We start from the raw sequence: 24,098 nt of genomic DNA on the forward strand, positions 1-24,098 counted from the left end.
ACCTGACGGCTGTCAGCCCAAATTTTCCAATGACATCGGAGGAGACTGTCGTGGCAGCCGACAAGAAACTGTCGATGGCTGATGCTGGCGATGCCGCATTGCCCAACGATTTCAAGCCCCAGGAAAGTAGCAGCAGATCGATCCTGGCTGCCAAGCTCCTCGGCGCGACAATTGTTGTCCTTGCGTTGTCTGACGCGCTGGATCTTTATCGCAAGCTGGGGTTCGTATTTATCAACGAGCAGTTGCTTGCGCTGGTGCTTGGTTTTGGCCTCGCCACAGTGTTCCTTATTCGTCCGTTTCATCGCGGGGCGACGCGGACCAACCTGCCTTGGTATGATCTTGCCCTCGCAATCATAACATTCGGCGCATGCCTCTATGTCGCGGTATTCTATGTCCAGATCGTCGAAACACTTTTCGAGAAGCCACTCGGCTCACTTGCCGCTGGTACGATCATCGTCGCAGGCGTTGCGGAAGGGCTTCGTCGCACGGCAGGTCCGGTGCTGTTCATCTTCGTGCTTTTCTTCCTTATGTTCGGGCTTCTGGGCCATTTTATCCCCGGTCACTTTCAGGGCCGAAACGTCGCGACTGACAGGCTGTTCATGTATGTCGGTCTGGATTCAAACGGAATCATCGGGCTGCCGATCGCGACTGTCGTCTCTATCGTTATCGCTTTTATTTTCTTCGGGAACTTGCTGAATGCGTCTGGCGGCGCGAACTTCTTCACAGAGATCGCAACCGCAGCGATGGGACGCTATCGGGGCGGATCAGCGAAGGTGGCGATCATGGCCTCTTCGCTGTTTGGTTCGATTTCAGGATCGGCGGTCGCCAATGTTGTATCTACTGGCGTGCTGACGATTCCCATGATGAAAAAGGGCGGCTATCCGAAAGAAAAGGCCGCCGCCATCGAAGCTGTTGCATCTACTGGTGGTCAGCTTATGCCGCCGATGATGGGCGCCGCAGCGTTCTTGATAGCAGAATTCCTGCAAATCCCGTTCCGGGAGGTTATTCTGGCCGCGCTGATCCCGGCGGTTCTGTATTACGTCGCACTATTCATTCAAGCGGACCTGTATGCCGCGCGTGAAGGCGTCAAACCGCTTGAGAATCTTACATTTCGCGCGACCGAGGTTCTGGCAAGAGGCTGGCCCTATATCACGCCGTTTGCGGTGATCCTGCTTGGCCTGTTTACCTTTAATATTCGACCACAAACCGCCGCGATGTGGGCTGTTGGTGTGCTTATCCCTATTGCATTGCTTTACGGGTATCGCGGTGTGCGGATGCACTGGAAAACCTTCTTCGTTGCGCTTGGCGATACTGGAATCGCAGTTACCAATCTTTTGATGGTCTCTGCGATGGCCGGGGTCGTGATCGGTGTTCTGAACATCACCGGTTTGGGTTTTGCGCTGACGCAAGCCATTATCCAGCTCTCCGGTGGGAACCTTGCACTGATCCTACTGCTGGCGGGTGCAATTTCGATTGTGTTGGGCATGGGTATGCCGACCGTCGGCGTCTACCTTTTGTTGGCAACGCTTGTCGTTCCTTCGATGGTCGAGGCGGGTGTGCCCCCCCTGGCCGCACATATGTTCGCCTTCTACTTCGGCATTTTGTCGATGATCACACCGCCGGTCGCCGCCGCAGCGTTTGCAGCTGCAACAATATCAGGCTCGGATTTCATACGAACCGGATTGGCAGCAGCCGCGTTCGGTTGGCCGGCCTATGTGGTGCCGTTCATTTTTGTGATGTCTCCAGAAATGCTCTGGCAGGGCAGTGCATTCGAAGTTGCCCGGATTTTTGTGCTCTCTACCGCAGGTGTCTGGCTGATTTCGGCAGGCTGGATTGCCTATACAGGGGGGCGTCTGTCCACCTTATGGCGGTTGCTTTTCATCGCCTCAGGGGTGCTTTGCCTCGTTCCTGGCGGCGTTGTTCCATATGGCGAATACATTGATCTTTTCGGGCTGGCCACAGGTGTGGTTCTTCTGACCGCCCGTATCGGAAATGCAAAGAGAAGGGCTCAGGATGCCTGAAAAACGACCAAACTTCATCCTCTTCATCACCGATCAGCACAGAGCCGATTATCTGGGATGTTACGGACATCCGGTAGTTCAAACCCCGCATATCGACGCGATGGCGCAGCAGGGACTTGCATTTGACAGCTTCTATGTCGCAAGCCCGGTCTGCATGCCCAACCGTGCCAGCCTGATGACTGCGCGCCTGCCTTCAAGTCATGGCGTGCGGATGAATGGCAGTCCTCTTTCACGTCGAAACGTGACATTCGTGGAACTGCTGCGCGACGCGGGCTATGATACCGCCCTGATCGGCAAAAGCCATCTTCAGACTTTGTCCGGACAGCCGCCTCTATTGAAGAAGCCCGAAGGACGTTCAGGTTATCATCATGCCAATGGTGATCTGCGCGAGGCGGTCCGCCACGATTTGACAGAGCCAGCCTATAAGCTTGAGGAACCACGCTACTGGGCGGATGGAAATCCGAATTTTCCGACACCTTTCTACGGCTTTGATCATGTTGAACTGGTAATCGGACACGGGGACGGTGTCGGAGGCCATTATCGTGACTGGCTTTATAGTAAAGAACCTGACGCCGATGCCCTGATCGGGCCGGAAAACCAGCTGCCGCATGACTACATCTGTCCGCAGGCCGTGCGCACCGCGATCCCGGAGGAGTTATATTCCACCACCTATATTGCTGAACGTGCCGAGGCGTGGCTTGCCGCGCGCAAGGACAGTGAACGGCCTTTTTTCCTTATGGTGTCGTGGCCGGACCCACATCATCCGTTCAACCCGCCGGGCAGGTACTGGGACATGTACAACCCCGCTAACATGCCAGTTCCAGAGGCCTTCTTGCGTAATGACTGGACACCGCCAGAACATGTTGCCGGGATCTTGCGGACACGAGAGGAAGGTCGCGCCATGCTGGGCGGTCTGAACTCCGTTGCCGTGACATTGCGCGAGGCACAGGAAGCGCAAGCGCTGACCTGCGGCATGATTACCATGATTGATGACGCGGTCGGGCGGGTTAAGCAAGCGTTGCACGATACTGGGCGCGCAGACACGACCGTTACGATGTTCACAACTGATCATGGCGACCATCTGGGCGACCACAAGCTGCTACTGAAAGGCGCGGAGCAATACGAACAGATCACCAGAGTTCCTTTCATCTGGGCGGACCCGGAAGGCCCGGCCGGAGAACGGACTGACAAGATTGGTCAGACCTACGACATCGGAACCACGATACTTGAACGTGCAAGGATCGAACCAGCCTATGGCATGCAGGGCGTTGACCTGATGTCGCATGCCAGGGAAACGGCGCTTATTCAGTATGCACATCAGAAGATCATGGATGGCATGCCGATCCGGCCCAATGTCCATTCGCTTCGCCGCGATTGCTATCGCCTGTCAGTCTATCAGCACATGAGCTGGGGCGAACTTTACGATCTTGACGATGATCCGGGCGAGTTCTGCAATCTATGGAACGATCCGGGCTACAGCGCCATCAAGCTTTCCCTGCTAGAGGATCTGGCCCGGGCGGAACTGGCCGCTGCTGACCTTTCGCCCGCCCCTGTAGCGCGGGCTTAGCGTCGCACAACAAAGCGGCGAAGCGCGAATGTCATTCCAGCGATGCATACACTACCATACCCCGAACAGATAACCGCGATGTTTGTGTGTGTCGGTCCGCGCTTCAATCTGTGTGTCGGAAAGGGTAACCCGCATCCGACGGTCCCGCAGCCAGCGGAACAGTTCATCACGCAATTCGTCGCGAATTGTCGCATGATCCGCGCTTCCGCCCAGATCATGCTGTTCGGCAGAGTCTTCCATCAGGTCAAACAACTGCGGGGCATAACCGTCATAGTCGACATACTTCCAGCGATCAGTGCGCACCATCCAGGCACGCGACTCGGACGGTGCCCGCCCCAGCGTCAGGCGAGCGCCGCGAAACGCATAGTCGCATTGTGAAAAACAGGCATGCCGCCAACCCTCGCCCGTCGCGCGGGTCCGCGCCAATAGCGAGCGCCCTTCCAGAATATGCGCAGGAACTGTTCCGCCGACGGCCTGAACAAAGGTGGGGGCCAGATCGATTGCCTCTACCAAAGCGTCGTCCACTGTACCGCGCGTGGCGTCAGCGGCGGCCGAAGGGTCATACACAATCATCGGGATGCGCACGCTTTCCTCGTGAAACAGCTCCTTCTCACCCAGCCAGTGATCGCCCAGATAATCACCATGGTCAGATGTTACCACGATCAGCGTATTCTCAAACAATCCCCGTTGCTCAAGAAATTCCCAGAGTCTTGCGAGGTGGTCATCGACCTGGCGGATCAACCCCATATATGCCGGGATCACTGTTTCGCGCACCTCATCACGGGCAAAATTCACGCTTTCCTCATGCTGCATGAATGCGCCGACAACCGGATGTGGGGACTTGCGTTCCGCCTCGGTGCGGTTGGCGGGCAGCACATGCTGCGGCCCATACATCGCATGATAAGGGCTGGGGGCGATATAGGGCCAGTGCGGCTTGATATATGACAGATGCAAGCACCAGGGCTGGTCGCCAGCCTCGTCGATGAACTCCATTGCCCGCATGGTCATATAGGCGGTTTCGGAATGCTCTTCGGCAATTGCCGCGGGTTCGGCGCAATTGCGCATCAGCCAGCCGGATTTCAAGTTGCCCTCTGCATCGCGCCCGGCATTGGCATTGGCGTGCCAGGGGTTGTCGCCCTCGTAGCCCTGCGCGCGCAGCCAGCGATTATACGCCAGATCATGGGGGTTTACCTCGTCCGGCCAAAGCCCGTCATCGCGTTCATAGGGTTCGAATCCGCATTCGGCAGCAAAGACCCCTTCCACCGACTGTCGGTCGACACCTAACCGGGTCATGCCGTCGCGATCTTCAGTCATGTGGGTCTTGCCAACCAGCGCGGTCCGCAGGCCAAGCGGACGCAAATGATCGCCAATCGTCATTTCCCCAACCCGCAGCGGCACGCGGTTATAGCTGGACCCGTGCGAGGCAACATAGCGGCCGGTATAGAAGCTCATCCGCGAAGGGCCACAAACTGGGGCCTGCACATAAGCACGCGAGAACCGCACACCCCGCGCTGCCAGTGCATCCATCGCCGGGGTCTGCAGATGGGGATGGCCATAGCACGACAGGTAATCAGCGCGCAGCTGATCGGCCATGATAAACAGGATATTGCGTATGGGTTTGGCGTCAGAAATTGGCATGTATCTCTCCAGCAAGGAAGCGCACCCACCCGAAAAGGCGGGCACGCCAGAGCGCGTTATTCGCATTCACACGCCGCACTCTGACTTGTTGATTTCGCATGTCCGGAAGGCAGAAAACCGGTTTTTACTTTGTCCGCAACATGCGCTAGTTCACCGACAGTCGCCGGTCAGGGGCGCAACTCGTCAGGGATATCGATTCCCAGTTCCTCGTAGTAGCGCAGCGCACCGGGGTGGATCGGCAGGTTCAGATCGGTCAGCGCCCCTTCCAGTGTTACCTGACGCAGCCAGGGCGTACTATCGCGGATGTCGGACACCGCTTCCCAGAAGGCTTTGGTAATCCGGTAAACCGCGTCCTCGTCCACATGTGCGCCAGCGCCGATCCCGACAGTGGAGCCCAGCGTGACCACACGTTCGGCATTCACCTGATTGTCGCCGTAAACACCGGCCTCAATTTCCCCCAGCAGACCGCCCGGCCGGTTCAGGATTGCCTGTACCACTGGCTGCGCCAGATGCTCTTCAGTCAAGCCCAGAAATCGGATTTTGCGGCTCAGGGCGATCTGTTGAATCACCGGCGAGGGAACAAGGGTTGAGTTGATGTAAACATCGATCCGGCCATCCTGAAACGCCTGCGTCGCACCATCCCAGCCCAGCTGTACCTGCTGATACCCGGCACCCGGTTCCAGCCCTGTCGCTGCACGAACCACGTTCTGCATGATCGCGGTTGCGCCCCCGCCCGGGGGGCCAAGGAAAACGGTCTTGCCCTCTAGATCCTCCAGCCGCTCGATGCCGCTGTCGGCATTTGTGGTAATGTGATATAGGCCAAGCGGAAAGGCAAATACCGCGCGCAGGTTCTGCGACAGGTCTGCGGCCTGCGGTACGTTGGCATACATTGCCGTGCCTTCGACCATGTTGGCATGCACACTGGCTGACCACATGAAGAAATCAAGCTGCCCTGCCCCGGCTTCCAGCGCGTGTTGCGTCGCGGCGCCAGTGGCATTGACCTGTATCTCGACATCATCAAGCTGCTGGCCCACCAGTTGGGCAAAGGTACTCATCACCAGATAGGGCGAAGAGCCCGGCCCAAGCGTGGCCAGGCGGAAGAACTCTTGCGCGGGAGCGGCAGTGACCGCCCCGACGGAAAGCGCAATAGCCAGTAGTCCGGTTTTCAGGGTCGACATGTGATCCTCCTTTTCACGGTGTCAAACAGTAGTTCGGGAAATCTGCGCGGCATCGCTGCGGAATGCCCGCCAGTCCAGCCAGACCAGCATAAGGGTCAGCACGACGGCTGCGGTCTCTATCCAGATATCGGGGACCAACAAACCCACACCCAATGCCAGCCGCACCAGCCGGATGGGCATGCCAATTGGTCTGCCACCAAAACCAGCGAAGCCGGTGGTGAACATCCAAAGTGCCAGCCCCAGCCGCAGACACACCCAGATCAACCCCTCTGGGGTCACATCGATCACCAATGTCAGCGAGGGATTGTAGACCAGCACAAACGGAATGATGAAGCCAATCAGCGCCAGTCGCGTCGCATCAATCCCGATTGCGACCGGATTGGCGCGGGCTATGGGCGCGGCGGCAAAGGCCGCGATAGCCACAGGCGGGGTAATGGCACTAAGCACCGCGAAATACACGACGAACATATGCGCAATCAGCGTCGGCACACCCAACCGCTCAATGGCCGGACCCATGACCAAAACGACTATCAGATAGGCCGGAACCGTCGGCATACCCATACCAAGCACCAGGGCGCCCAGCATCATCAGAACCAGCGAAAGAAACAGCGACCCGCTTGCCGCGCTCTGGATCAGCCCTGCAAAGCGCAGGCCCAGCCCGGTCATGTTCATCACGCCGATGACGATGCCGATCGCCCCCACTGCAATCAGGATCTGCGCAGAGGCAAGCCCGCCCTGATGCAAACCTTTCAGTAGCATCAGGGGCTTGCGGCGAACCTCGGGGTTCATCACGACCCCCAGCGCGACAACGGCGAATACGGCCCAGAACCCGGCCAGCGCAGGCGAGCGGCCGCTGATCATAAGCGCCATCATCAACGCCAGCGGCAAGACGAGACAAAGTGACATGCGCCAGTCATGCGGGGTCAGGCGCGGCAAGTCTGCGCGCGGCACCGGTTTAATGCCGCGGCGCAAGGCTTCCATATGCACCGAAAGAAAGAGCGATGCGTAGTAAAACAGTGCCGGCAACAGTGCGGCCAGACAGATCGTAAGATACGGAATCCCGGTCACATCGGCCATTATGAAGGCAACCGCGCCCATTATCGGCGGCATGAACTGACCACCGGCCGAGGCTGCCGCCTCGACCCCACCAGCATAGCGACGGGGAAAGCCCCGCTCCACGATCATCGGAATGGTCATGACACCGGTGCCCACCACATTGCCGGAAACCGATCCGGACATGGTGCCGAAAACGCCGCTGGCCGCGACTGCCGCATGGGCCGGGCCGCCGCGCAGCCGCCCGGTGGCCACGACAGCGAATCGTAGCAGCACGGCGCCCGCCCCTATGGCTTCCAGCAGCGCGCCAAAAACGATGAACACCAGGATCAGTGATACGACGACAGAAAGCGGGCCGCCGAACACGCCATCGAATGAATACCAGACCACCCGCACGATTTGTTCCAGAGAATAGCCGCCATGGCGGAAAATCGATGGCAGACTCTGGCCCCAGAAGGCATAGCCCAGCACCAGCAGGCACACGATCACCAGCGGCAGCCCGAAGGCGCGGCGCGTCAGTTCCAGCAGCGCGGCAAGTCCGACGCAGCCGATCACAACATCCTCTCGCGTAAAGAAATAAAGTCCCGTCTCTAGCGCCTGTCCAATCTCGAACCAGCGGATGACCGATACCGCCAGTGCCAGCGCCAAAACAACGTTTGCCCCGGTTGCGATGTAATGGCGACCAGCAATGTCGCGAGAGAAAGACACCAACAGCAGCACCACACTGCCCAGTGCATAGGTGCCGACCCGCAGCAAGGTTTCGCTGAACCCGCCAAAACCGGCGACCCAGATCCCGACCAAAGCCAGAGATACGCCCAAAAGCGCAGTTGCAGCGTTCAGAAACCTCGCGCCTGCGGCATTCTCGCCCTGATCCATACCGTCCTCCCAAACCGGCATATTTCACTCCTGTTTTTCAGTCTGGTGACCCAACGACTTTCCGGCTACAAAAAATGCATTCCGTTTCACCAGGAGAAATTTTAGTCATGAAACGCATTGCCTCGCTTGAGCGCGGATTGCTGGTCATGGACTTCCTGCGCCGATCAGGACCGATGTCGCTGGCCGAGGTTACGCAGCGCTCCGGACTCCCGAAGCCGACGGTTCTGCGCATTCTCCGCACGTTGGCAGCCGCCGGTGTGGCGCATCAGGGGCTTGCGGACCGGCTGTGGCGGCTGTCACCACAAAACAATCCGGCCACCGGAAATGACGATCCGGATGCGCGGCTAACCGAAATTGCGGGCGTAATGCTTGATGCGCTTTGTCGAAAGGTTCTGTGGCCCTCGGACATTGGTGTTTACCGCGATGGTGCCATTCAGGTCCTGGAGAATTCGCGCCGCATGTCGCCATTTCTGGTCAACCGCGATGTGATCAGCCAACGCATCCATGTTCTTCCATCAGCGATGGGCCGGGCGATTCTGGCCTGGTCATCTGCCGACATCCGTGAGCGCATCCTTTCCGAACTACCCGTGCTGGGTGGCGGCATTGATCGCGCGCTGCCCCCGGCGGCCGATCTCGACGCATCACTTGCGCGCATCCGCGCCCGCGGTTACGCCGCGCGCCAGAAAGGATATTTCGTTTCGATCCCCCGAGAGGGGCGGGTAATGGCAATCGCTGTTCCGGTCGATCTGGGACAGGGCCGTGTTGCCGCCGTAAACCTGTCCTGGGTCGCCAGCGCAATGACCGAAACCGATTTCGTCGGGCGCCATCTGGATGAGTTGTCCGCGACAGCACGGCACATAGAAGCGGCGCTCCGCGATACTGACAGCACCGCAATCAGTGTTCCGGCAAATCCCGGCAAATATCAGAAATGATTGCTGCCAAGTTCCCTTCGCCTTCAGCCCGTCCACGCCGGGGTGGCCGAAATCCTTCATGCGTTGACCAGGGCGCTATGCCCCCTTGCACGGCCCCACTGTGGCCCGCAATACAAGCTGCGGGGGCAGAAGCACTTTTTTCGCCTGATGCTCTGACCTGAGCAGGGATTGCACAGCCAGCTGCCCGATGCCGGCCTTGTCCACAGCGATTGTCGTCAGCGCCGGATAAAGCAGGCCAGCCTCTTCCATATCATCGCATCCGATAACAGACAGGCTTTCGGCAGGGGTGGTGCCACTTTGCAAAATGCCGCTGACCATACCAAAGGCAATCAGATCGCTGAAACAAATTGCGGCAGTTGGCCTTTCAGGTGTGGCTGGGCGACCTAATATATGCTCGGCGGCGTGCCGACCGAACTGCCGCAGGGTGGGACCGTGCATCAACTCCAGCGAGGGGAGACCCGCCTTGGCCATTGCCATTGTTGCGCCGGCCTGCCGATTGCGCGCGGTAGAGGTTTCCTGCCCACCGCCGACCCAGATAATGCGCTTGTGCCCGTGATCGATCAGGCATTGCGCCGCCATCTGGCCCGCCACAAAATCATCGTTCAGAAATTGCGAAACTGGCACATCCTCAAGCGCGCGCGAAATCAAGGCAGTGGGTAGCAGTGGTCTGGATCGCCCTTCAGGCCAGATCACCGTCAGATCGGTGCGGGTGGTGCCACGCACTGGCAGCAGGAGCAAACCGCTTGCGCCTTGTTCCAGCGCCGTTTGCAGAAACTGGTGTTGCAGCGCAAGATCTTCGCGGGCAATCCCCAGAAAGACCAGACGATCCTGCGCACGCAACTCTTCCTCGATATGAATAAGGAATTCGTTGAAAACCGGGTTGGACAGATCGCTTAGGCAGACAGCAACCAAGGAAGAAGAGGTTTGCCGAAGATTGGCAGCAGCGCGGTTGTAGATATATCCAAGCCGCAATGCTGCTTCCTGGACACGCGCTGTTGTCTGCTGCGAAATACGCGGGTTTGCGCGCAACGCCATGGAGGCGGTGGCAACAGTCACGCCCACATCAAGGGCGACGTCTCGCAATGTCACGCGTCTGGTGGTCATCAGGATCTCATTGCCAAATGCGATGCAACTTTTGCAAAGACAATTTCTTGTTTAATCGATTGACTAGATCATTTTCAACATGTTTATCTGACACCAGAGAGTTGCGGCGCAGTGTCTGCGCACAAAACTCTCCACCAAAGAGGAGGAGGAGGAACACATGACCAGAAAGATGACTCACACGCTGTTGCGTGGTGTTGCCGCTGCGGCGCTTGCAACCGCATCAACAGCCGCCTATGCCCAGACTTGCGACTGGACCCCGGATCGCGCTGTGACCTATGTTGTGCCATGGGGCGCAGGGGGTGGAACCGATGCCAATTCGCGCATGCTGGCGACGATGCTTGAACAGAAATGGGGAGTTCCGTTCAACGTTGTGAACCGCACGGGCGGAAATGGCGTGACAGGCCACAGCGCCATCTCCAATGCAGCGCCTGATGGCTATACGGTCGGGGCGGTCACGGTTGAGATTAATACCATGCATTGGGTCGGACTAACCGACATGACCCATGAAAACATCGCACCGATCGCGCTGATCGATATTGTGCCCGCCAGTGTTCTGGTCGGCCATGACAGTCCTTTCGAAACGCTGGAAGACCTGATGGCGCATGCGCGCGCGAATCCGGGCGAACTGACTGCCTCCGGTACCTCTCTCGGGGGGATCTGGCATCTTGCGCTGGCCGGGATGCTGAATGCCGAAGGGATGGACCCAGAGGCCATTCGCTGGATTCCATCGCAAGGTGCCGCGCCTGCCATGCAGGAATTGATCGCGGGAGGGGTGGATATTGCAACACCGGCCCTGTCTGAAGGTCGCGCACTCGTTGAGGCAGGCGAAATTCGGGCATTGGCCTATATGCATGACAGCCCGATGGAAGCCTTGCCGGATGTGCCAGTGACGTCCGAGGTGCTTGAAAGCGGCTGGACGTTGGCGGCTTATATCACCATCTCTGGCCCCGAAGGGCTACCGGATGAAATTTCCTGCGCCTATGAGCAAGCAGTGAATGAAATCACGCAAAGCGCTGAATGGGCCGAATTCAAGGCATCGCGCGGCGCAGATGTTGTCTTCATGGGCCGTGAAGAGCTGACAGAATTCATGGTCGCCCAGGACACCGCACTGGGAGAAACCATTCAGGCCATCGGGCTGGCGGAGTGATCCGGGCCAATGCAACTCAGACGTGATCTGATTGTGGGGGCAGCCATAACTGCCCTCGCTATCGCCATGATTATAGCAACGCAGGGTTTCCCGCGTATCCGGGCCATGCCCTACGGTCCTGATCTTTTTCCGCGCATCATTGCCGGGGGACTCATCCTTTCGGCCATCGGAATCGTGATCGAAGGGTTGCGCAGCTTGCGTGCCGGGGCGGCTGAAGCAGGTGCGCCGCCTGCCCCGCGCGTCACTTTGGGGGCCTTTGCCTTTGTCGCTGTGGCCGCATTGGTTGCAGGTTTCGCGCTGTTGCTGCCGCTGCTGGGCTTTCATCTTGCTGCGGCATTGGTGCTGCTCTGTGCGGTTCCCATCTTCGGCGGCAGTCTGCTTCTGGCGGTTTTCATGGCGGCAGTGGTGCCCTTCGCGCTGCATTACGTGTTTTATTCGCTGATGCGTGTGGTTCTGCCCTGGGGCGTACTTACGCCATATGCCTGGTGATCGCTGATGGATATGTTTGCAATTCTCGCGACTGTCCTGTCACCCAAGATCCTTGGCACGATCTTTTTGTGCACGCTCTACGGCTCTTTTGTCGGGGCCATGCCGGGGCTGACCGCGACGATGGCCGTGGCGCTGCTGGTGCCCTTCACCTGGTTCATGGACCCGGTTCAGGCCGCTGCCGCGATTGTCGCAACCACCACAACCGCCATTTTCGCCGGGGATATCTCTGGCGCAATCCTCAAGATTCCCGGCACGCCCGCCTCCGCCGCCTATGTCGAGGACAGTTATCGCCTGTCACAATCGGGCAAGTCGCGCAGTACCCTTTTCGCGGCGCTTTTCGCTTCGGTATGCGGTGGGGTGATCGGGGTTCTGATCCTTGCCCTTGCAACGCCCCTGTTGGCAAATCTCTCGCGCAGCTTCTCCAGCGATGAGGTCTTCTGGCTGGCCACGCTCGGGCTGTCCTGCGCTGTGCTGGTCGGCGGCCCGTCGGTGCCACGGAATTTTGCAAGCCTTCTGATAGGCCTGGCCATTGCGACAATCGGGATCGATGTGGCCGTAGGGCATCCGCGCTTCACATTCGGCAATCTGGAACTGTATGATGGTGTGAGCTTCATACCGGCAATGATCGGCATGTTCGCGCTTTCGGAATTGTTGCGTAACGCTGCGCTTGGGCATCAGACGAAATTGGTCAAGCTGACAGTAGAGCCGTTGGGCGAAGCCCTTGCCACAGCAACGCGCCGCTTTGGCCAATTGTGGAAGAATGTCTTGCGTTCGGCCTCTGGCGGAACGGTGATCGGGGCGCTGCCCGGCGCAGGGGCAGATGTCGCGGCATGGATTGCCTACGCCGTCTCGCGGCGGTTTTCCAGAAACCCCGAGGCCTATGGCAAGGGCCATCTCGAAGGTATTGTTGATGGTGGTGCGGCCAATAACGCCGCCGTTGCCGGTGCCTGGACGCCGGCGCTGGTCTTCGGCATTCCGGGCGATAGTGTGACAGCCATCGCAATCGGTGTCCTGATGATGAAAGGGCTGACACCTGGCCCGGATATCTTTAACAGCGATGCCACTCTGGTTTACACCATCTTCGGCGCGTTTCTGATGGCCAATATCCTGATGCTCTTTGCCGGAGGGCTGGTTGTGACGCTTGCCACACAGGTTTTGCGCGTGCCCCGTGCCATTCTGATGCCGCTTATCCTGCTGCTGGCCATGATTGGCGGGTTTGCAATTACCGGCAGCACGCTTGCGATCTGGATCATCCTTGCGCTGGGGCTTCTGGCCAGTGCCATGCTCTGGGCAAAGATTCCGCTGGCCCCTGCGATTCTCGGCATCGTTCTGGGGCGCATCGTGGAGGATAACTTTATGGTTTCCATGATGAAGGCACGCGGCGATCTGACTCAGTTTTTCGCGCGTGATACGGCGGCAGTTCTGGGTGCTCTTACCCTAATTATATGGGCACTCCTGCTCTATCGTGCCTTGCGCAGCTTTCTTGATGCAACAACGCCCCACAAATGAAACGGACAAATAGATGAACAGACGAAATACTCTCAGGACGCGACTGGAGACAGGCGAGACTGTCGCCGCTGCCTGGCTTGACCTTGGATCGGCAGAGGTTGCTGAAGTCCTGGTGCATACTGGCTGGGATGTGGTGGTTGTGGATTGCGAGCATGGCCCCACGGCGGTGGAACAGGCCATTCCCCTTATCCGCGCAATCGAAGCCGCTGGTGGTGTGGCCGTGCTTCGGGTGCCCGACGGGTCTGACACTGTTCTGAAGCGCGTGCTTGATAAGGGCGTGCATTCGCTGATGGTGCCCATGGTTCAGACCGCAGAGGTCGCGCGCGCCGTCGCCGAAAGTTGCTTGTATCCGCCGCGCGGCAGGCGCGGCTACGCTGCGCCGATCCTGCGGGCTTCGGGTTATGGGGCGATTCCCGATTACGCCCGCGAAAGGGCGCATGACGAGTTGCTGCTCATGGTTCAGATCGAGCATGTTGACGCGATAGAGGCCATCCCCGAGATTGCCGCGATTGAAGGGGTCAGCATGATCTTTATCGGGCCGAATGACCTTGCGGCATCAATGGGGCATCTGGAAAACATGGCACATCCAGAGGTGCGCGCCGCTATTGCACGGGCAGAAGACCTTGCGCGTGCAGCTGGGCTTATGCTCGGTACGGTGCTTTGGGCCGATCACGATTATCGCTCGCTGCGCGCGGCGGGGTATACCTTCATTGCAGGGGCCTGCGACGTGGCGCTTCTGGCCAGGGCGGCGCGTGAGGCACGCAACGCCGCCCACGAGATGCTGGCGTAAGCGCATGACGGCGCATCGCCTGCACATCCTCTGCGCTGGCCTGGTGGCGCTGGATATGGAATTTTCCGTGCCAGCATTTCCTGTGATGGGGTTGAAACACAAGGCAAGCGCCACGCGGTTTCTGGGGGGCGGAGGAGCACTGCTTGCAGCAACGGCAGTGCAGATTCTGGGCGGTCGCGCCAGTTTGCGGGGGGCCATGGGCGATGATGCTCTTGCCAATCTGTTGGCCGAGCGCATTCGCGACAGCGGTATCCCTCTGGATGGTCTTCACCGCATTGCCGGTGAAGTGACCCCGCATTCAGCGGTGTTGATCCAACCCGATGGTGAACGCACGATCATCAATTTCAGGCAGGACTCACTTTGTGATAACCTGCCATTGCCTGACTTGAACTTCCCCTATGACGCAGCGCTTTGCGATACGCGGTTTGCCAAGCTGTCAACGCCGGTTCTGGCTGCGGCACGGGCAGCGGGCAAACCTGCTGTGCTGGATGCCGAAGCCCCCGTCAGAAACATCGGATCAGGCTTGCAGGAAGCAACGCATATCGCCTTCTCGATGCAAGGACTGGAAGATTTTGCCGGTGCAAGCGATGCACGCACCTTGCGCGAGGTGGCGCGCAGTTTGCAAAGATGGGTCTGTGTCACGCGCGGCCCCGATCCTGTGCTTTGCGATGATGGCGCAGAAGGTTATTCCGTTGCCGTGCCGCATGCGCGTGCGGTCAACACCAATGGCGCAGGGGATTTCTGGCATGCAGCGTTCACGCTTGCGCTGGCTGGCGGGAAAACTGAACGCGCTGCGGTTACCGCCGCGAACTGCGCTGCCGCGCGGCATGTGGCCGCCTTGCCGCCCGCATTTCCATGAAAACATCAAGACACAGAAAGCTGATCCATGACCGGAACCTTGAAAATTGCCATCGCGGGTGCTGGTGCGATCAGTGCCTTTCACCTTGCGGGCTGGCGGGCGCAGAACGATATTTCGCTTGTCGGGATCTGCGACCCTGATCTGGCAAGAGCACAGGCGCGTGCAACCGAATACGGCATTCCGATGGTGTTTCAGGATATGGCCGACATGCTGGATAAGACGAAGCCGGATGCCGTGGATATCATCACCCCGGTTGGCACGCATTCCGATCTGGTGCGACAGGCGGCGGCGCGCGGTGTGCATGTAAAGTGCCAGAAACCCATGACCCCAACCGTGGCCGAAGCAGAGCGTCTGATTGCCGATCTGGGGGAGAGTGTGCGCTTCATGGTGCATGAGAATTACCGCTTCCGCCCCCATTATGCCGAAATCGCGCATCGTGTGCAGGCAGGCGAGATTGGCCAGTTGCGTCATGCCCGACTGACGGTGCGGGCCTCCGCGCTGAATGCCTATCCGGGTCAGGTGCCCTTTTTGCTGAACCGCCAGCCCTATCTGGCGCAGTTTCCAAGGTTGCTGGTCTTTGAAGTTCTGATTCACCATCTCGACGCACTTCGTGCAATTCTGGGAGAGATGACAGTGATGGCTGTGCATCTGGATCGGCTGAATCCTGATTTGCAGGGCGAGGATGTGGCGCTGATCACGTTGCGGGCACATTCGGGGGCGCTGGTTCAGATTGATGCTAATATTTCGGCACTGGGATACCCCGATTTGCCGACTGACCGTCTGGAACTGGTGGGCACGCAGGATACGCTGGTCTATGACCGGGACCGTATCGCACTGCTTTCGCAGCCCGAAAACTTGTCGTTGCATGATCTGAGCGCCAATTATCAGGCCTGCTTCACCGGCGCGATCTGCGAGTTTGTCGAGGGGCTGCGCCACGCCAGACCCTTTGCAACGGACCGGCTCGACAATCTCAAGACGCTGCGGCTGATGGAATCAATCTATCATATGGCGGGCGTCTCCGTTGGCTAAGTAGCTCCGGGGGTTTCAGCGTGCCGGCCCCCGCCCGTTTTTCCTGTCTCTGAGTTCCACATCTAACAGATCGATCCCCCATCCTGGCCTTCACAGCTTGTTCGCTTTTTGTTGATGCGCTACGCCTGAAAATCCTGCATGCCAAGTTCGTCCAGAATCTCTGCGGAATGCTCGCCCAGCTTCGGGGGGGGCGCGTCATGCCCCGGCCCGTCATGTGCAAATTCGAATCCGGCATTCAGGATTGTTGCAACCGGCACATGCGGGTTGGGGGTCGGCACATCGATCATCAGATTTCGGAGCTTCAGCTGATCCAATTCCAATGCATCCGACACCTTTCTTACAGCACCTGCGGGCACCCCTGCCCTGGACAGCAACTCTTCGCATTCCGTGGCGCTGAACTTCGCGAATGCCGCCGTCAATTCGGTCTGCAATGCAGCGTCATTCACAATGCGCGTATCGGAATCCCTGAAGCGGGGGTCACTGATCAGATGTGGAAGTTCAAGCACATGACACAGCCGCTCAAACTGGTTTTGCTGAACCGCGCCAATGGTGATCTGTCGGTCCCGGGTTGGGAATGTATCGGCCGTTGGCGCAAGCGAAAAGCCCCGGTTGCCGGTCCGCACAGGTTCCGTGCCGGAAATCAGCAAAGGATAGATAACCGACGCCATCATGACCAACGAGGCGTCAAGCATCGCGACATCAACATACTGTCCCTGTTTCGCAGGGTCGCGCTCGCGTTGCAGCAATGCAGACTGAACTGCAAACGCCGTCATCAACGCGCTATAGGTGTCGACGACAGGAAAACCTATACGCATTGGCGGCGCCTCATGTTCCCCTGACAGGGTCATAAGTCCTGAAACACTCTGAATAATCTGGTCAATAGCGGGATGATCGCGCATTGGCCCCTTCTGACCGTAACCGGAAACAGAACAATAGATCAGCGAGGGATTTTCAGCCATGACACGTTCATGTCCCAGCCCAAGGCGATCAATCACACCCGGACGAAAATTCTCGATCATGACGTCGCTTGTTGCGATCAGCCGTCTTGCAGCTTCCTGTCCGAAGTCTGCTTTCAGGTCCAGAACCAGTGATTTCTTGCCTGCATTCACACCAATGAAAGCTTCTGCCATACCGCGCAATTCCTGCCTTTGGGTATAATTGCGCAGAACATCCCCTTTGGGTGGTTCAACCTTGATGACTTCGGCACCCATCAAGCGCAGGAAATGGGTCGCAAGCGGCCCCGCAATCACATGCGAAAAATCTGCAATTCGCATACCGGCAAGTGGCTGCCCCATGATGATCCCTCCTCAAATAAGTTCAATATATGAACTTTATATACTGTGAGGTCAAGCTGACAGCGGCTGAATTTTCTACTTCTCTTGCGGGTCTTTCAAGGCCGGTGACAGGGTGTCCCGGTGTTTTGAGCGCATTGCAAGATGATCATGCAGGGTGTTCAACAACTGAAACAGCATCGCAGACTCCGCTGTGCTGAACGGGCCGAGCATGGCGTTGTGCTGTGCCTCCATCCGCTGCATCAGCTGGTCGTGCCATTCAATACCTGATGGCGTCAGCGACAACGCATTATAGCGTCGGTCACTTCGGACCTTACGACGCTGGACCAGACCACGCTTCTCCAGGTTCTTGATAAGGCTTGTTACAGCGGACTTTTTAAGAACAATATGCTGCGCCAGTTCATTCTGAGAGATGCCCTGATTTTCGCGGATCAGGCTAAGCGTCGCGATCTCGCCATGCTCGGTATGCATATCGCCGAAATGCTCGACATTTTCCGCGCGGATGAACGCTCGGATCGTCTGGGACAGAAACGGTAAATTCGCACGCAAATGGCCCAGATTGATCGACTCAACGCAGGACGGGACGGCGCCTTCATGTTCGGTCATATGTCTCACTCTCAAATTTTCATCCAACCTATATGGGGTGCTGCATTCCTGTCAAAGGCAGAAAAGGGTATTGACACATGCATCATAAAAAGTTCAAGTTATGAACTACAAGGGAAGGAGAACTGCTGTGACTTCGCAAACTGCGGCCAACAGACTTGAAAACGCATTTGCCTTGCGCAGCACGGAACTGCCGACCGATATGATCGGCATTTTCGGCGAAGGGTTTCCCGAAGCGTTGCTGCGTGCGGCTGGGGCGCGGCTAACCTGTCTGCATGTTGCGCCCATCGATGACGACAGCAATGCCGGACAAGCTGTATCCGATTGTATAGAACCCTTTGTCGATCACGCGGTTCAATGCTTCCTGCACCGTTTCGCAATGGACAGCTTCAGGAACTTGCAAGCGATCATCTTTTGCCGCGATGACACGGCGGCCCTTGTGGCCTATCAGTATGCATCGGAATTGCGGCGGTTGGGATTGGCGCCTGCGACACCGCAGTTGATTTTGTGGAATCTGGTCCACGCACCCCACGCGCATGATTTCAACATGCTGCAAATGAAGAAACTGTGGCAATACCTGGACCTCGCGCCGCCGGTCGATAGCGCTTTGGCCGCGACCCTGACAGATGAACGCGCCCGCGCAAATGCGCTTGCTGAACTGTCGGATGGCACTGGGCGTATCCCTGCAAGCACCGCGATCAAATGGCGCATCGCAGGTCGCAATATGGACGGGAGAGAGCACGCGCAACTTATAAGCGCGGCACTTGCAACCGCCCCGCGCCCGGTCGGGCAAAGCCTGCGCCTTGGTTTGATCGGCGCGCCCATCACAGCGGTCGACCTGTACCAGACCATAGAGCAGCATGGGCATATCGTATGTGACCTGCAGCCCATCGCAGCTGCCTGGCCTGTGCCCCTACCCGAAATTCCTGGCATTGCCGCGTTTTTGCAGGCGGCAGCATCCGATCCGGCTTGTGCAAGAATCGTTCCGCCTGACCGCCACACAGAAATGCTGCTGCGCCGATTGACTGCGGCAAATTGTGACGCCGTGATCTGCCAGCTTCAGCCGCATGATGATGTGTTCGGATGGGATGTACCGCAGATTTCGGATTACCTTCACGCAAATGAAACCCCTTTCATTAACCTTGGCTTCATTGACCCTGCCCCTGACGACACTGAATTGACCAGAATAGGCGCGCTGTTGGCGCATGAATTACGGCAACGGGGGCTGACATGACCCATACGTCATTGAAGACAACGAAAATCGCCATGACCTATCAGCGCGACTGGGTCCGGCAGCTGCGCGAGGACATCACGGGCGGCCAGAAATTCGCATTCGTGAACGCTGACACGCCGCATGAACTGTTTCATGCGATGGGTATGCCCATCGTAACAAACCAATGGTGGTCCGCGGTCATTGCGGCCAAGCAACTGTCGGAGCACTATCTGGATCGCGCTACGGAAATGGGGTTTCACGCCCATCTTCCGCGCTATTCAAGCCTGCCCTTGATTGCAGAACTGGATGGTGACCCTGCGCGCCAACCCTGGGGGGGATTGCCGAATCCCTCAATTCTGTGCGCGCGGCAAAGCTCGGATGAGCATCAGAAAGTGTTTTCACTTTGGTCCAGGGCGACTGGGGCACCTTTGCATCTTTTCAGCGCGCCGGGCGTTCCGAACCCTGAACCACGTTGGTGGGAAATCGCACGCGACGATTGGGAACAGCTTTATCATCCGGACCGGCTTGACCTGATGGTTGCGGAAATGAAAACGCTGATCACAACGCTGGAACACATGACCGGCAAGAATTTTGATCTGGACCAGTTCAGCCAGTATATGCACGCGATCAACCGGCAGGAAGCGATCTTCGAAGAAATAGATCAGATGATCGCCCAAGCGCCCCAGGCGCCATTGCGCATTTCCGAACAAATTCCAAATGTCATGGTTCCACAATGGCACCGTGGTTCCGGCTGGGCGCTGGAACATGCGGCGTCGTTCCGTGACGAAGTGGCTGCGCGAATTGCCGAAGGTCAATCCGTCTGTGAAAAGGAACGTATCCGCATGATGTGGATCGGCGCGGGGCTTTGGTTTGACACCGATTTCTATACTGCATTCGAGGAAAGCCACGGCGCTGTTTTTGTGTGGTCCATGTATCTGCCATTCGCGGCGGATGGCTACATCCGGACTATCGGTGATGACCCGTTGCGCGCGCTGGCGGCACGCATATCATTAATGAATGAACAACTGCACCAGCCGCCCTGGGTGAACGAGTGGCTGGTCGAACAGGCACAACGCTACCGGATTGATTGCGCGCTGATGCTGGTGCCACGCCATGACCGTTTTTCCAGTTACGGTTCGCATTTTGCGCGCCGCGCGTTGGAGGCGGCAGGTATTAAAGTGATCGAGATCTGGTCCGATATGGTGGATCGCCGCGATTGGAATCGCGCAGAAATGCAAGCCCTGGTGGCAGCGGAACTGGACAGAATAAGTTGAATTTTAAATCAATAGTTCATATGATGAACCATTGATTGTGCGGATTGGGGGAATCATGCGCGCGTTGGAAGGTGTAAAGATAGCCGATTTCAGCTGGGTTGGTGCCGGACCGCGGGCAACCAAGGATCTGGCCGATAACGGTGCGCTGGTCATCAAGATCGAATCCGCGCGCAGGCTGGATCTGGGGCGCCGCTCGCCACCATTTGCCGACAGCCCAAAAGATTACGACGGTTCCGCATTTTTTGCGCAATCCAACACATCCAAGAAAAGCGTCACCTTGAACCTGTCGGACCCGCGCGGCGTGGACTTGGCACGGCAACTTGTTGGCTGGGCTGATGTTGTTGTCGAAAACTTTGGCCCCAACTACATGGAGCGTATCGGGCTGGGATTTGAAACCTTGCGCAAGATCAAGCCGGATATCATTCTGGCCAGTGTTTCGGTTGCTGGACGCACCGGCCCAATGGCCGGGTTTCGCGGATATGGCAATTCCGCCGCCGCCCATTCCGGACATGCGGCACTGTCAGGATGGCCCGATCGCCCCCCACATATGCCGCCGCTTGCCTATGGCGATGTCGTCGCACCAATGTTTGCGACTGTGGCAGTTTTGGCAGCACTTGAATACCGTAGCCGCACAGGGCGCGGGCAGCATCTGGATATTTCGCAGATTGAACCGATGGTTCATGTCATTGCCGACCTGTTCGCCGATCCTGATGCGGGGAAATCCGGAAACGCAGATCCGGTCATGGCACCGCATGGTGTCTATCGTTGCAAGGGGGACAAATGGATTGCCATCGCCGCCGAAACGAATGCGCAATGGCGCAGTATATGCACTGTGCTGGGGCTGACACCGGATACTTGTTTTGAAACTGCGAAGGGGCGCATCAGGCATCTGCAACAGCTGGACCAGCAAGTTGCGCAGGCTATTGCGGCAAGGAGTCGTGATGACCTGATCATCGAACTGTCGCAGGCTGACGTGCCAGTAGCCGCAGTTCAGAACGGGCGCGACGTGTTTGAGGATCCCGAATTACGTGCAGCCGGTCATGTTGTGCCAGTCCAGCATCCGGTTCTGGGCACCAGCATGATGCCAACACCACCAATGATCTTTTCGCAAACCCCTTCCGCAGTCAGTGCCGCGCCCTGTCTGGGTGCCCATAATGACGAAGTGCTTTCTGGCATTCTGGGCCTGTCCGCTGAACGTCTGGAAGAATTGAAAACCTTGGGGGTCGTCGCATGAGCCAACTGCAGGGCATCCGCGTTCTCGAACTTTCAGATGGTCTGGTCGATCTGGGCGGCCGGATGCTGGCCGAACTGGGCGCAACTGTCATCAGCCTGTCACGCAGCGCACCGCAGACTGACGCGCGGGAACTTGCATGGGGGCACGGCAAGCATCGATTTACCTGGCCAGAGGATATTTCGGCATTGTCGCGCATTCTGGAAGAAGCGGATCTTCTGCTTGAAGATCGCCGACGTGGGCCGATTATTCCTGATGCCATGCTGACAGGTCTTGACCAGCTGATCCATGTGGTTGCGCGCCCCTACAGCGCCGCCGGTCCCCGCAGTGGTCACGTTGCGACGGATCTGACGCTGATGGCGCAAAGCGGGTTGATGCATATAACTGGCGATCCTGACCGCCCCCCGCTGCGTTTTCCAGGTGAACAGGCATATGCGCTGACCGGCATTCAAGTGGCGACGGCCGGCTTGATGGCGCTTCATGCGCGCCGCCGGACGGGGTGCGGGCAATGTGTCGAAGTCTCGGCTCTGCAAGCAACGACATTGGCAAATTACCGCGAAGCCATCATGTATGAGTGGACCGGACGCATAGGCAACCGCACCGGCAACCGGCTGGTGCGCGGAAAATCGGGGGTACGACAAGTCTGGCCCTGCGCAGACGGTCATGTGACGTGGTCCATGATCGACAATCCGAACATGATGCGTGCCGTGATAAATGTTCTGGAACAGCATGATGCGGCAGGTGAACTTGCTGAAGTTGATTGGGGGGCCATCCTTGTCGCAGACATGCCGCAGGATGTGATTGGCCGCTGGGAAGCCATTCTGGAAGCCTTCTTCGCGCACCACACCAAAGGTCAGCTTGGGCAATGGTCGCTTGAACTTGGGTGGGGGCTTTCGGTCATTCATGATCTGGATGAAGTGCGCGACAGCGCCCATTTACGTGAACGCGGCCTGTTTGTGCCCATCCGTTCGGGTGATGATGAGATCCCGCTTCCGGGACCATTGTTTCACCATGGCGCCGGTCACGATGTTCCCGTTCGAACGCTGATGCCAAAGCAGGCGCTGGACGATTTCCGCGGCTGGGAGACATACGCATGACAGCGCTTCAAGGCATGAAGGTGCTTGATTTTTCGCGTTTGCTGCCGGGGCCATATTGCACATGGCTGCTTGCCGATATGGGTGCCGATGTCATTCGTATTGAAAACCCGCGGGAACTGAAAAAGCAGGCAAAGGTTTTCGGCTGGGACCGCCTGACCCCAACCGGGCGCGCGGAATTGCGGCAGAATGACATCCTGTCGCGCAACAAGAAGTCGCTGAAACTTGATATTGGCAATCCCGATGCACTGGCGCTGATCAAGCGTCTGGTGCTGGGCGCAGATATCATGGTTGAAGATTATCGCCCCGGCGTTCTGGCCAGCCTGGGACTGGATTACCAAACACTTCAGAAAATCAACCCGCGCCTTATCTATTGCAGCCTGACCTTGTGCGGACATACCGGGCCTTACCGCGATAAACCCGGGCACGACCCGGTTGCCCTTGCTATTTCAGGGGCACTGTCACGCATTGGCGAGAACGCGGACACACCTTCCTTCGCGGGGGTTCCGGTTGCAGATATCGTGACTGGCACGCATGCTGCCTTCGGCATTCTGGCTGCTGCAATTGCCCGTCAGCGTGACGGCAAAGGCCAGCATGTCGACATCGCGATGAGTGATTGTGCAATGTCGCTTCTGGTAAATGTGCTGTCGCGCCACCCGGACCCGTCCACCATTCCACCGCGTGGGGCGCGGCGTGCCGACATGGGGTTATGGCGAACAAAAGACAACAAATTCATCGTCACAACTGACATGGAGCCACGCTATTGGCACCGGTTTTGCGAAGCTGTGGGAAAGCCTGAATTCACAGAGCTTCAGCATGATGTTCAGTCATGGCCCCGTATTCGGACAGAACTGCAAATCATATTTTCAGAACGCACGCGGGACGAATGGCTTGACCTGCTGACCGCCGCGCAAACCCAGTTCTGCGCCGTTCATGACGTGGCAGAGGCGCTGACGGATGAACACAATCTCGCGCGGGGGATGGTCGTCCCGGTACAATCCGATACCGGGCGCGACCTTCAGCAGATCGGTTCACCCGTCAAGCTTACAAGAACCCCTGCACGGGTCCGCAATCTGGCGCCAGTTCCGGGGCAGGACAGGGATGAAATCCTGTTTGCAGCCGGTTTGGGTGCAAAAGACATAAAGGCTTTGGCCGCAGCCGGAGCTTTTGGAGAAGACTTATAACAAAACCATCAAATC

At 57.9% G+C, this 24,098-nt stretch carries 20 protein-coding genes; 14 read left to right on the plus strand and 6 right to left on the minus strand.

Features of this window, described 5'->3' with window-relative positions; all coding sequences use genetic code 11:
* Nucleotides 1-50 precede the first annotated feature (50 nt).
* Nucleotides 51-2,021 carry a TRAP transporter permease gene (locus PUT78_RS16450; protein WP_274353369.1) on the plus strand — a complete coding sequence of 657 codons (1,971 nt, stop codon included), beginning with the start codon at nucleotides 51-53 and terminating at the stop codon, nucleotides 2,019-2,021.
* On the plus strand, nucleotides 2,014-3,588 hold the full coding sequence (locus PUT78_RS16455; RefSeq protein ID WP_274353370.1) for a sulfatase family protein: 1,575 nt from the start codon (nucleotides 2,014-2,016) through the stop codon (nucleotides 3,586-3,588). Before PUT78_RS16450 ends, PUT78_RS16455 begins: the two co-directional genes overlap by 8 nt.
* Before the next feature lie 51 nt (nucleotides 3,589-3,639).
* Here the strand turns inward: PUT78_RS16455 and PUT78_RS16460 are convergent, their stop codons facing one another.
* The 3 genes from PUT78_RS16460 to PUT78_RS16470 all read right to left on the minus strand — a co-directional run bounded on the left by PUT78_RS16460 (nucleotide 3,640) and on the right by PUT78_RS16470 (nucleotide 8,354).
* Nucleotides 3,640-5,226, minus strand: coding sequence for a sulfatase-like hydrolase/transferase (locus tag PUT78_RS16460; protein ID WP_274353371.1), 1,587 nt, complete (start codon nucleotides 5,224-5,226; stop codon nucleotides 3,640-3,642).
* Nucleotides 5,227-5,393: 167 nt separating this feature from the next.
* A complete protein-coding gene (locus PUT78_RS16465; RefSeq protein ID WP_274353372.1) occupies nucleotides 5,394-6,404 on the minus strand; it encodes a TAXI family TRAP transporter solute-binding subunit in 1,011 nt (336 codons plus the stop codon).
* A gap of 21 nt (nucleotides 6,405-6,425) precedes the next feature.
* Entirely contained in the window at nucleotides 6,426-8,354 is a 1,929-nt protein-coding gene (locus PUT78_RS16470) for a TRAP transporter permease (RefSeq protein ID WP_274353373.1), read from the minus strand.
* 86 nt (nucleotides 8,355-8,440) lie between these two features.
* Between PUT78_RS16470 and PUT78_RS16475 the strand changes: the two genes are divergently transcribed.
* Complete coding sequence (locus PUT78_RS16475; protein WP_274353374.1) at nucleotides 8,441-9,265, plus strand: helix-turn-helix domain-containing protein; 825 nt, start codon at nucleotides 8,441-8,443, stop codon at nucleotides 9,263-9,265.
* A gap of 75 nt (nucleotides 9,266-9,340) precedes the next feature.
* Here the strand turns inward: PUT78_RS16475 and PUT78_RS16480 are convergent, their stop codons facing one another.
* Nucleotides 9,341-10,369 carry a LacI family DNA-binding transcriptional regulator gene (locus PUT78_RS16480; protein ID WP_274353375.1) on the minus strand — a complete coding sequence of 343 codons (1,029 nt, stop codon included), beginning with the start codon at nucleotides 10,367-10,369 and terminating at the stop codon, nucleotides 9,341-9,343.
* A gap of 157 nt (nucleotides 10,370-10,526) precedes the next feature.
* On the opposite strand from PUT78_RS16480, the gene PUT78_RS16485 reads away from it, so the two are divergent.
* Genes PUT78_RS16485 through PUT78_RS16510 form a run of 6 tightly spaced genes read left to right on the plus strand, consistent with a single transcriptional unit; the run spans nucleotide 10,527 to nucleotide 16,192 of the window.
* The gene (locus PUT78_RS16485) at nucleotides 10,527-11,516 is read left to right on the plus strand and encodes a tripartite tricarboxylate transporter substrate binding protein (protein ID WP_274353376.1); all 990 of its coding nucleotides are present in this window, start codon (nucleotides 10,527-10,529) and stop codon (nucleotides 11,514-11,516) included.
* A 9-nt stretch (nucleotides 11,517-11,525) separates the two neighbouring features.
* Complete coding sequence (locus PUT78_RS16490; protein ID WP_274353377.1) at nucleotides 11,526-12,005, plus strand: tripartite tricarboxylate transporter TctB family protein; 480 nt, start codon at nucleotides 11,526-11,528, stop codon at nucleotides 12,003-12,005.
* Between the two features lie 6 nt (nucleotides 12,006-12,011).
* Nucleotides 12,012-13,514, plus strand: coding sequence for a tripartite tricarboxylate transporter permease (locus PUT78_RS16495; RefSeq protein WP_274353378.1), 1,503 nt, complete (start codon nucleotides 12,012-12,014; stop codon nucleotides 13,512-13,514).
* Between the two features lie 13 nt (nucleotides 13,515-13,527).
* Nucleotides 13,528-14,304 carry an HpcH/HpaI aldolase family protein gene (locus tag PUT78_RS16500; protein ID WP_274353379.1) on the plus strand — a complete coding sequence of 259 codons (777 nt, stop codon included), beginning with the start codon at nucleotides 13,528-13,530 and terminating at the stop codon, nucleotides 14,302-14,304.
* Nucleotides 14,305-14,308: 4 nt separating this feature from the next.
* A complete protein-coding gene (locus PUT78_RS16505) occupies nucleotides 14,309-15,163 on the plus strand; it encodes a PfkB family carbohydrate kinase (RefSeq protein WP_274353380.1) in 855 nt (284 codons plus the stop codon).
* A gap of 27 nt (nucleotides 15,164-15,190) precedes the next feature.
* Nucleotides 15,191-16,192, plus strand: coding sequence for a Gfo/Idh/MocA family protein (locus PUT78_RS16510; RefSeq protein WP_274353381.1), 1,002 nt, complete (start codon nucleotides 15,191-15,193; stop codon nucleotides 16,190-16,192).
* Between the two features lie 119 nt (nucleotides 16,193-16,311).
* On the opposite strand, the gene PUT78_RS16515 is transcribed toward PUT78_RS16510, so the two are convergent.
* Both PUT78_RS16515 and PUT78_RS16520 read right to left on the minus strand, forming a co-directional pair.
* Nucleotides 16,312-17,487 carry a CaiB/BaiF CoA transferase family protein gene (locus PUT78_RS16515; RefSeq protein ID WP_274353382.1) on the minus strand — a complete coding sequence of 392 codons (1,176 nt, stop codon included), beginning with the start codon at nucleotides 17,485-17,487 and terminating at the stop codon, nucleotides 16,312-16,314.
* 75 nt (nucleotides 17,488-17,562) lie between these two features.
* The gene (locus PUT78_RS16520; protein WP_274353383.1) at nucleotides 17,563-18,117 is read right to left on the minus strand and encodes a MarR family winged helix-turn-helix transcriptional regulator; all 555 of its coding nucleotides are present in this window, start codon (nucleotides 18,115-18,117) and stop codon (nucleotides 17,563-17,565) included.
* Between the two features lie 100 nt (nucleotides 18,118-18,217).
* On the opposite strand from PUT78_RS16520, the gene PUT78_RS16525 reads away from it, so the two are divergent.
* The 5 genes from PUT78_RS16525 to PUT78_RS16545 are packed head-to-tail and all read left to right on the plus strand — an operon-like array spanning nucleotide 18,218 to nucleotide 24,083.
* A complete protein-coding gene (locus PUT78_RS16525) occupies nucleotides 18,218-19,321 on the plus strand; it encodes a 2-hydroxyacyl-CoA dehydratase family protein (RefSeq protein WP_274353384.1) in 1,104 nt (367 codons plus the stop codon).
* Nucleotides 19,318-20,574 (plus strand): 2-hydroxyacyl-CoA dehydratase family protein, encoded by a 1,257-nt coding sequence (locus PUT78_RS16530; protein ID WP_274353385.1) that lies wholly within the window; start codon nucleotides 19,318-19,320, stop codon nucleotides 20,572-20,574. The genes PUT78_RS16525 and PUT78_RS16530 overlap by 4 nt, the downstream gene beginning before the upstream one ends.
* Before the next feature lie 55 nt (nucleotides 20,575-20,629).
* Nucleotides 20,630-21,808, plus strand: a complete 1,179-nt coding sequence (locus tag PUT78_RS16535) for a CaiB/BaiF CoA transferase family protein (protein WP_274353386.1) — start codon at nucleotides 20,630-20,632, stop codon at nucleotides 21,806-21,808.
* Nucleotides 21,805-22,902, plus strand: coding sequence for a CoA transferase (locus PUT78_RS16540; protein ID WP_274353387.1), 1,098 nt, complete (start codon nucleotides 21,805-21,807; stop codon nucleotides 22,900-22,902). Before PUT78_RS16535 ends, PUT78_RS16540 begins: the two co-directional genes overlap by 4 nt.
* Nucleotides 22,899-24,083, plus strand: a complete 1,185-nt coding sequence (locus PUT78_RS16545; RefSeq protein ID WP_274353388.1) for a CaiB/BaiF CoA transferase family protein — start codon at nucleotides 22,899-22,901, stop codon at nucleotides 24,081-24,083. The genes PUT78_RS16540 and PUT78_RS16545 overlap by 4 nt, the downstream gene beginning before the upstream one ends.
* The last annotated feature ends 15 nt before the right edge of the window (nucleotides 24,084-24,098 follow it).

The sequence above is a fragment of the Roseinatronobacter alkalisoli genome, from assembly GCF_028745735.1.
GTDB classification, from domain to species: Bacteria; Pseudomonadota; Alphaproteobacteria; order Rhodobacterales; family Rhodobacteraceae; genus Roseinatronobacter; species Roseinatronobacter alkalisoli.

What these genes read in the sequence shown, in the direction of transcription:
- PUT78_RS16455 (WP_274353370.1), top strand. Translation starts at nt 2,014, where the DNA reads ATGCCTGAAAAACGACCAAACTTCATCCTCTTCATCACCGATCAGCAC.
- PUT78_RS16460 (WP_274353371.1), bottom strand. Translation starts at nt 5,226, where the DNA reads ATGCCAATTTCTGACGCCAAACCCATACGCAATATCCTGTTTATCATG.
- PUT78_RS16465 (WP_274353372.1), bottom strand. Translation starts at nt 6,404, where the DNA reads ATGTCGACCCTGAAAACCGGACTACTGGCTATTGCGCTTTCCGTCGGG.
- PUT78_RS16470 (WP_274353373.1), bottom strand. Translation starts at nt 8,354, where the DNA reads ATGCCGGTTTGGGAGGACGGTATGGATCAGGGCGAGAATGCCGCAGGC.
- PUT78_RS16475 (WP_274353374.1), top strand. Translation starts at nt 8,441, where the DNA reads ATGAAACGCATTGCCTCGCTTGAGCGCGGATTGCTGGTCATGGACTTC.
- PUT78_RS16480 (WP_274353375.1), bottom strand. Translation starts at nt 10,369, where the DNA reads ATGACCACCAGACGCGTGACATTGCGAGACGTCGCCCTTGATGTGGGC.
- PUT78_RS16485 (WP_274353376.1), top strand. Translation starts at nt 10,527, where the DNA reads ATGACCAGAAAGATGACTCACACGCTGTTGCGTGGTGTTGCCGCTGCG.
- PUT78_RS16490 (WP_274353377.1), top strand. Translation starts at nt 11,526, where the DNA reads ATGCAACTCAGACGTGATCTGATTGTGGGGGCAGCCATAACTGCCCTC.
- PUT78_RS16495 (WP_274353378.1), top strand. Translation starts at nt 12,012, where the DNA reads ATGGATATGTTTGCAATTCTCGCGACTGTCCTGTCACCCAAGATCCTT.
- PUT78_RS16500 (WP_274353379.1), top strand. Translation starts at nt 13,528, where the DNA reads ATGAACAGACGAAATACTCTCAGGACGCGACTGGAGACAGGCGAGACT.
- PUT78_RS16505 (WP_274353380.1), top strand. Translation starts at nt 14,309, where the DNA reads ATGACGGCGCATCGCCTGCACATCCTCTGCGCTGGCCTGGTGGCGCTG.
- PUT78_RS16510 (WP_274353381.1), top strand. Translation starts at nt 15,191, where the DNA reads ATGACCGGAACCTTGAAAATTGCCATCGCGGGTGCTGGTGCGATCAGT.
- PUT78_RS16515 (WP_274353382.1), bottom strand. Translation starts at nt 17,487, where the DNA reads ATGGGGCAGCCACTTGCCGGTATGCGAATTGCAGATTTTTCGCATGTG.
- PUT78_RS16530 (WP_274353385.1), top strand. Translation starts at nt 19,318, where the DNA reads ATGACCCATACGTCATTGAAGACAACGAAAATCGCCATGACCTATCAG.
- PUT78_RS16535 (WP_274353386.1), top strand. Translation starts at nt 20,630, where the DNA reads ATGCGCGCGTTGGAAGGTGTAAAGATAGCCGATTTCAGCTGGGTTGGT.
- PUT78_RS16540 (WP_274353387.1), top strand. Translation starts at nt 21,805, where the DNA reads ATGAGCCAACTGCAGGGCATCCGCGTTCTCGAACTTTCAGATGGTCTG.
- PUT78_RS16545 (WP_274353388.1), top strand. Translation starts at nt 22,899, where the DNA reads ATGACAGCGCTTCAAGGCATGAAGGTGCTTGATTTTTCGCGTTTGCTG.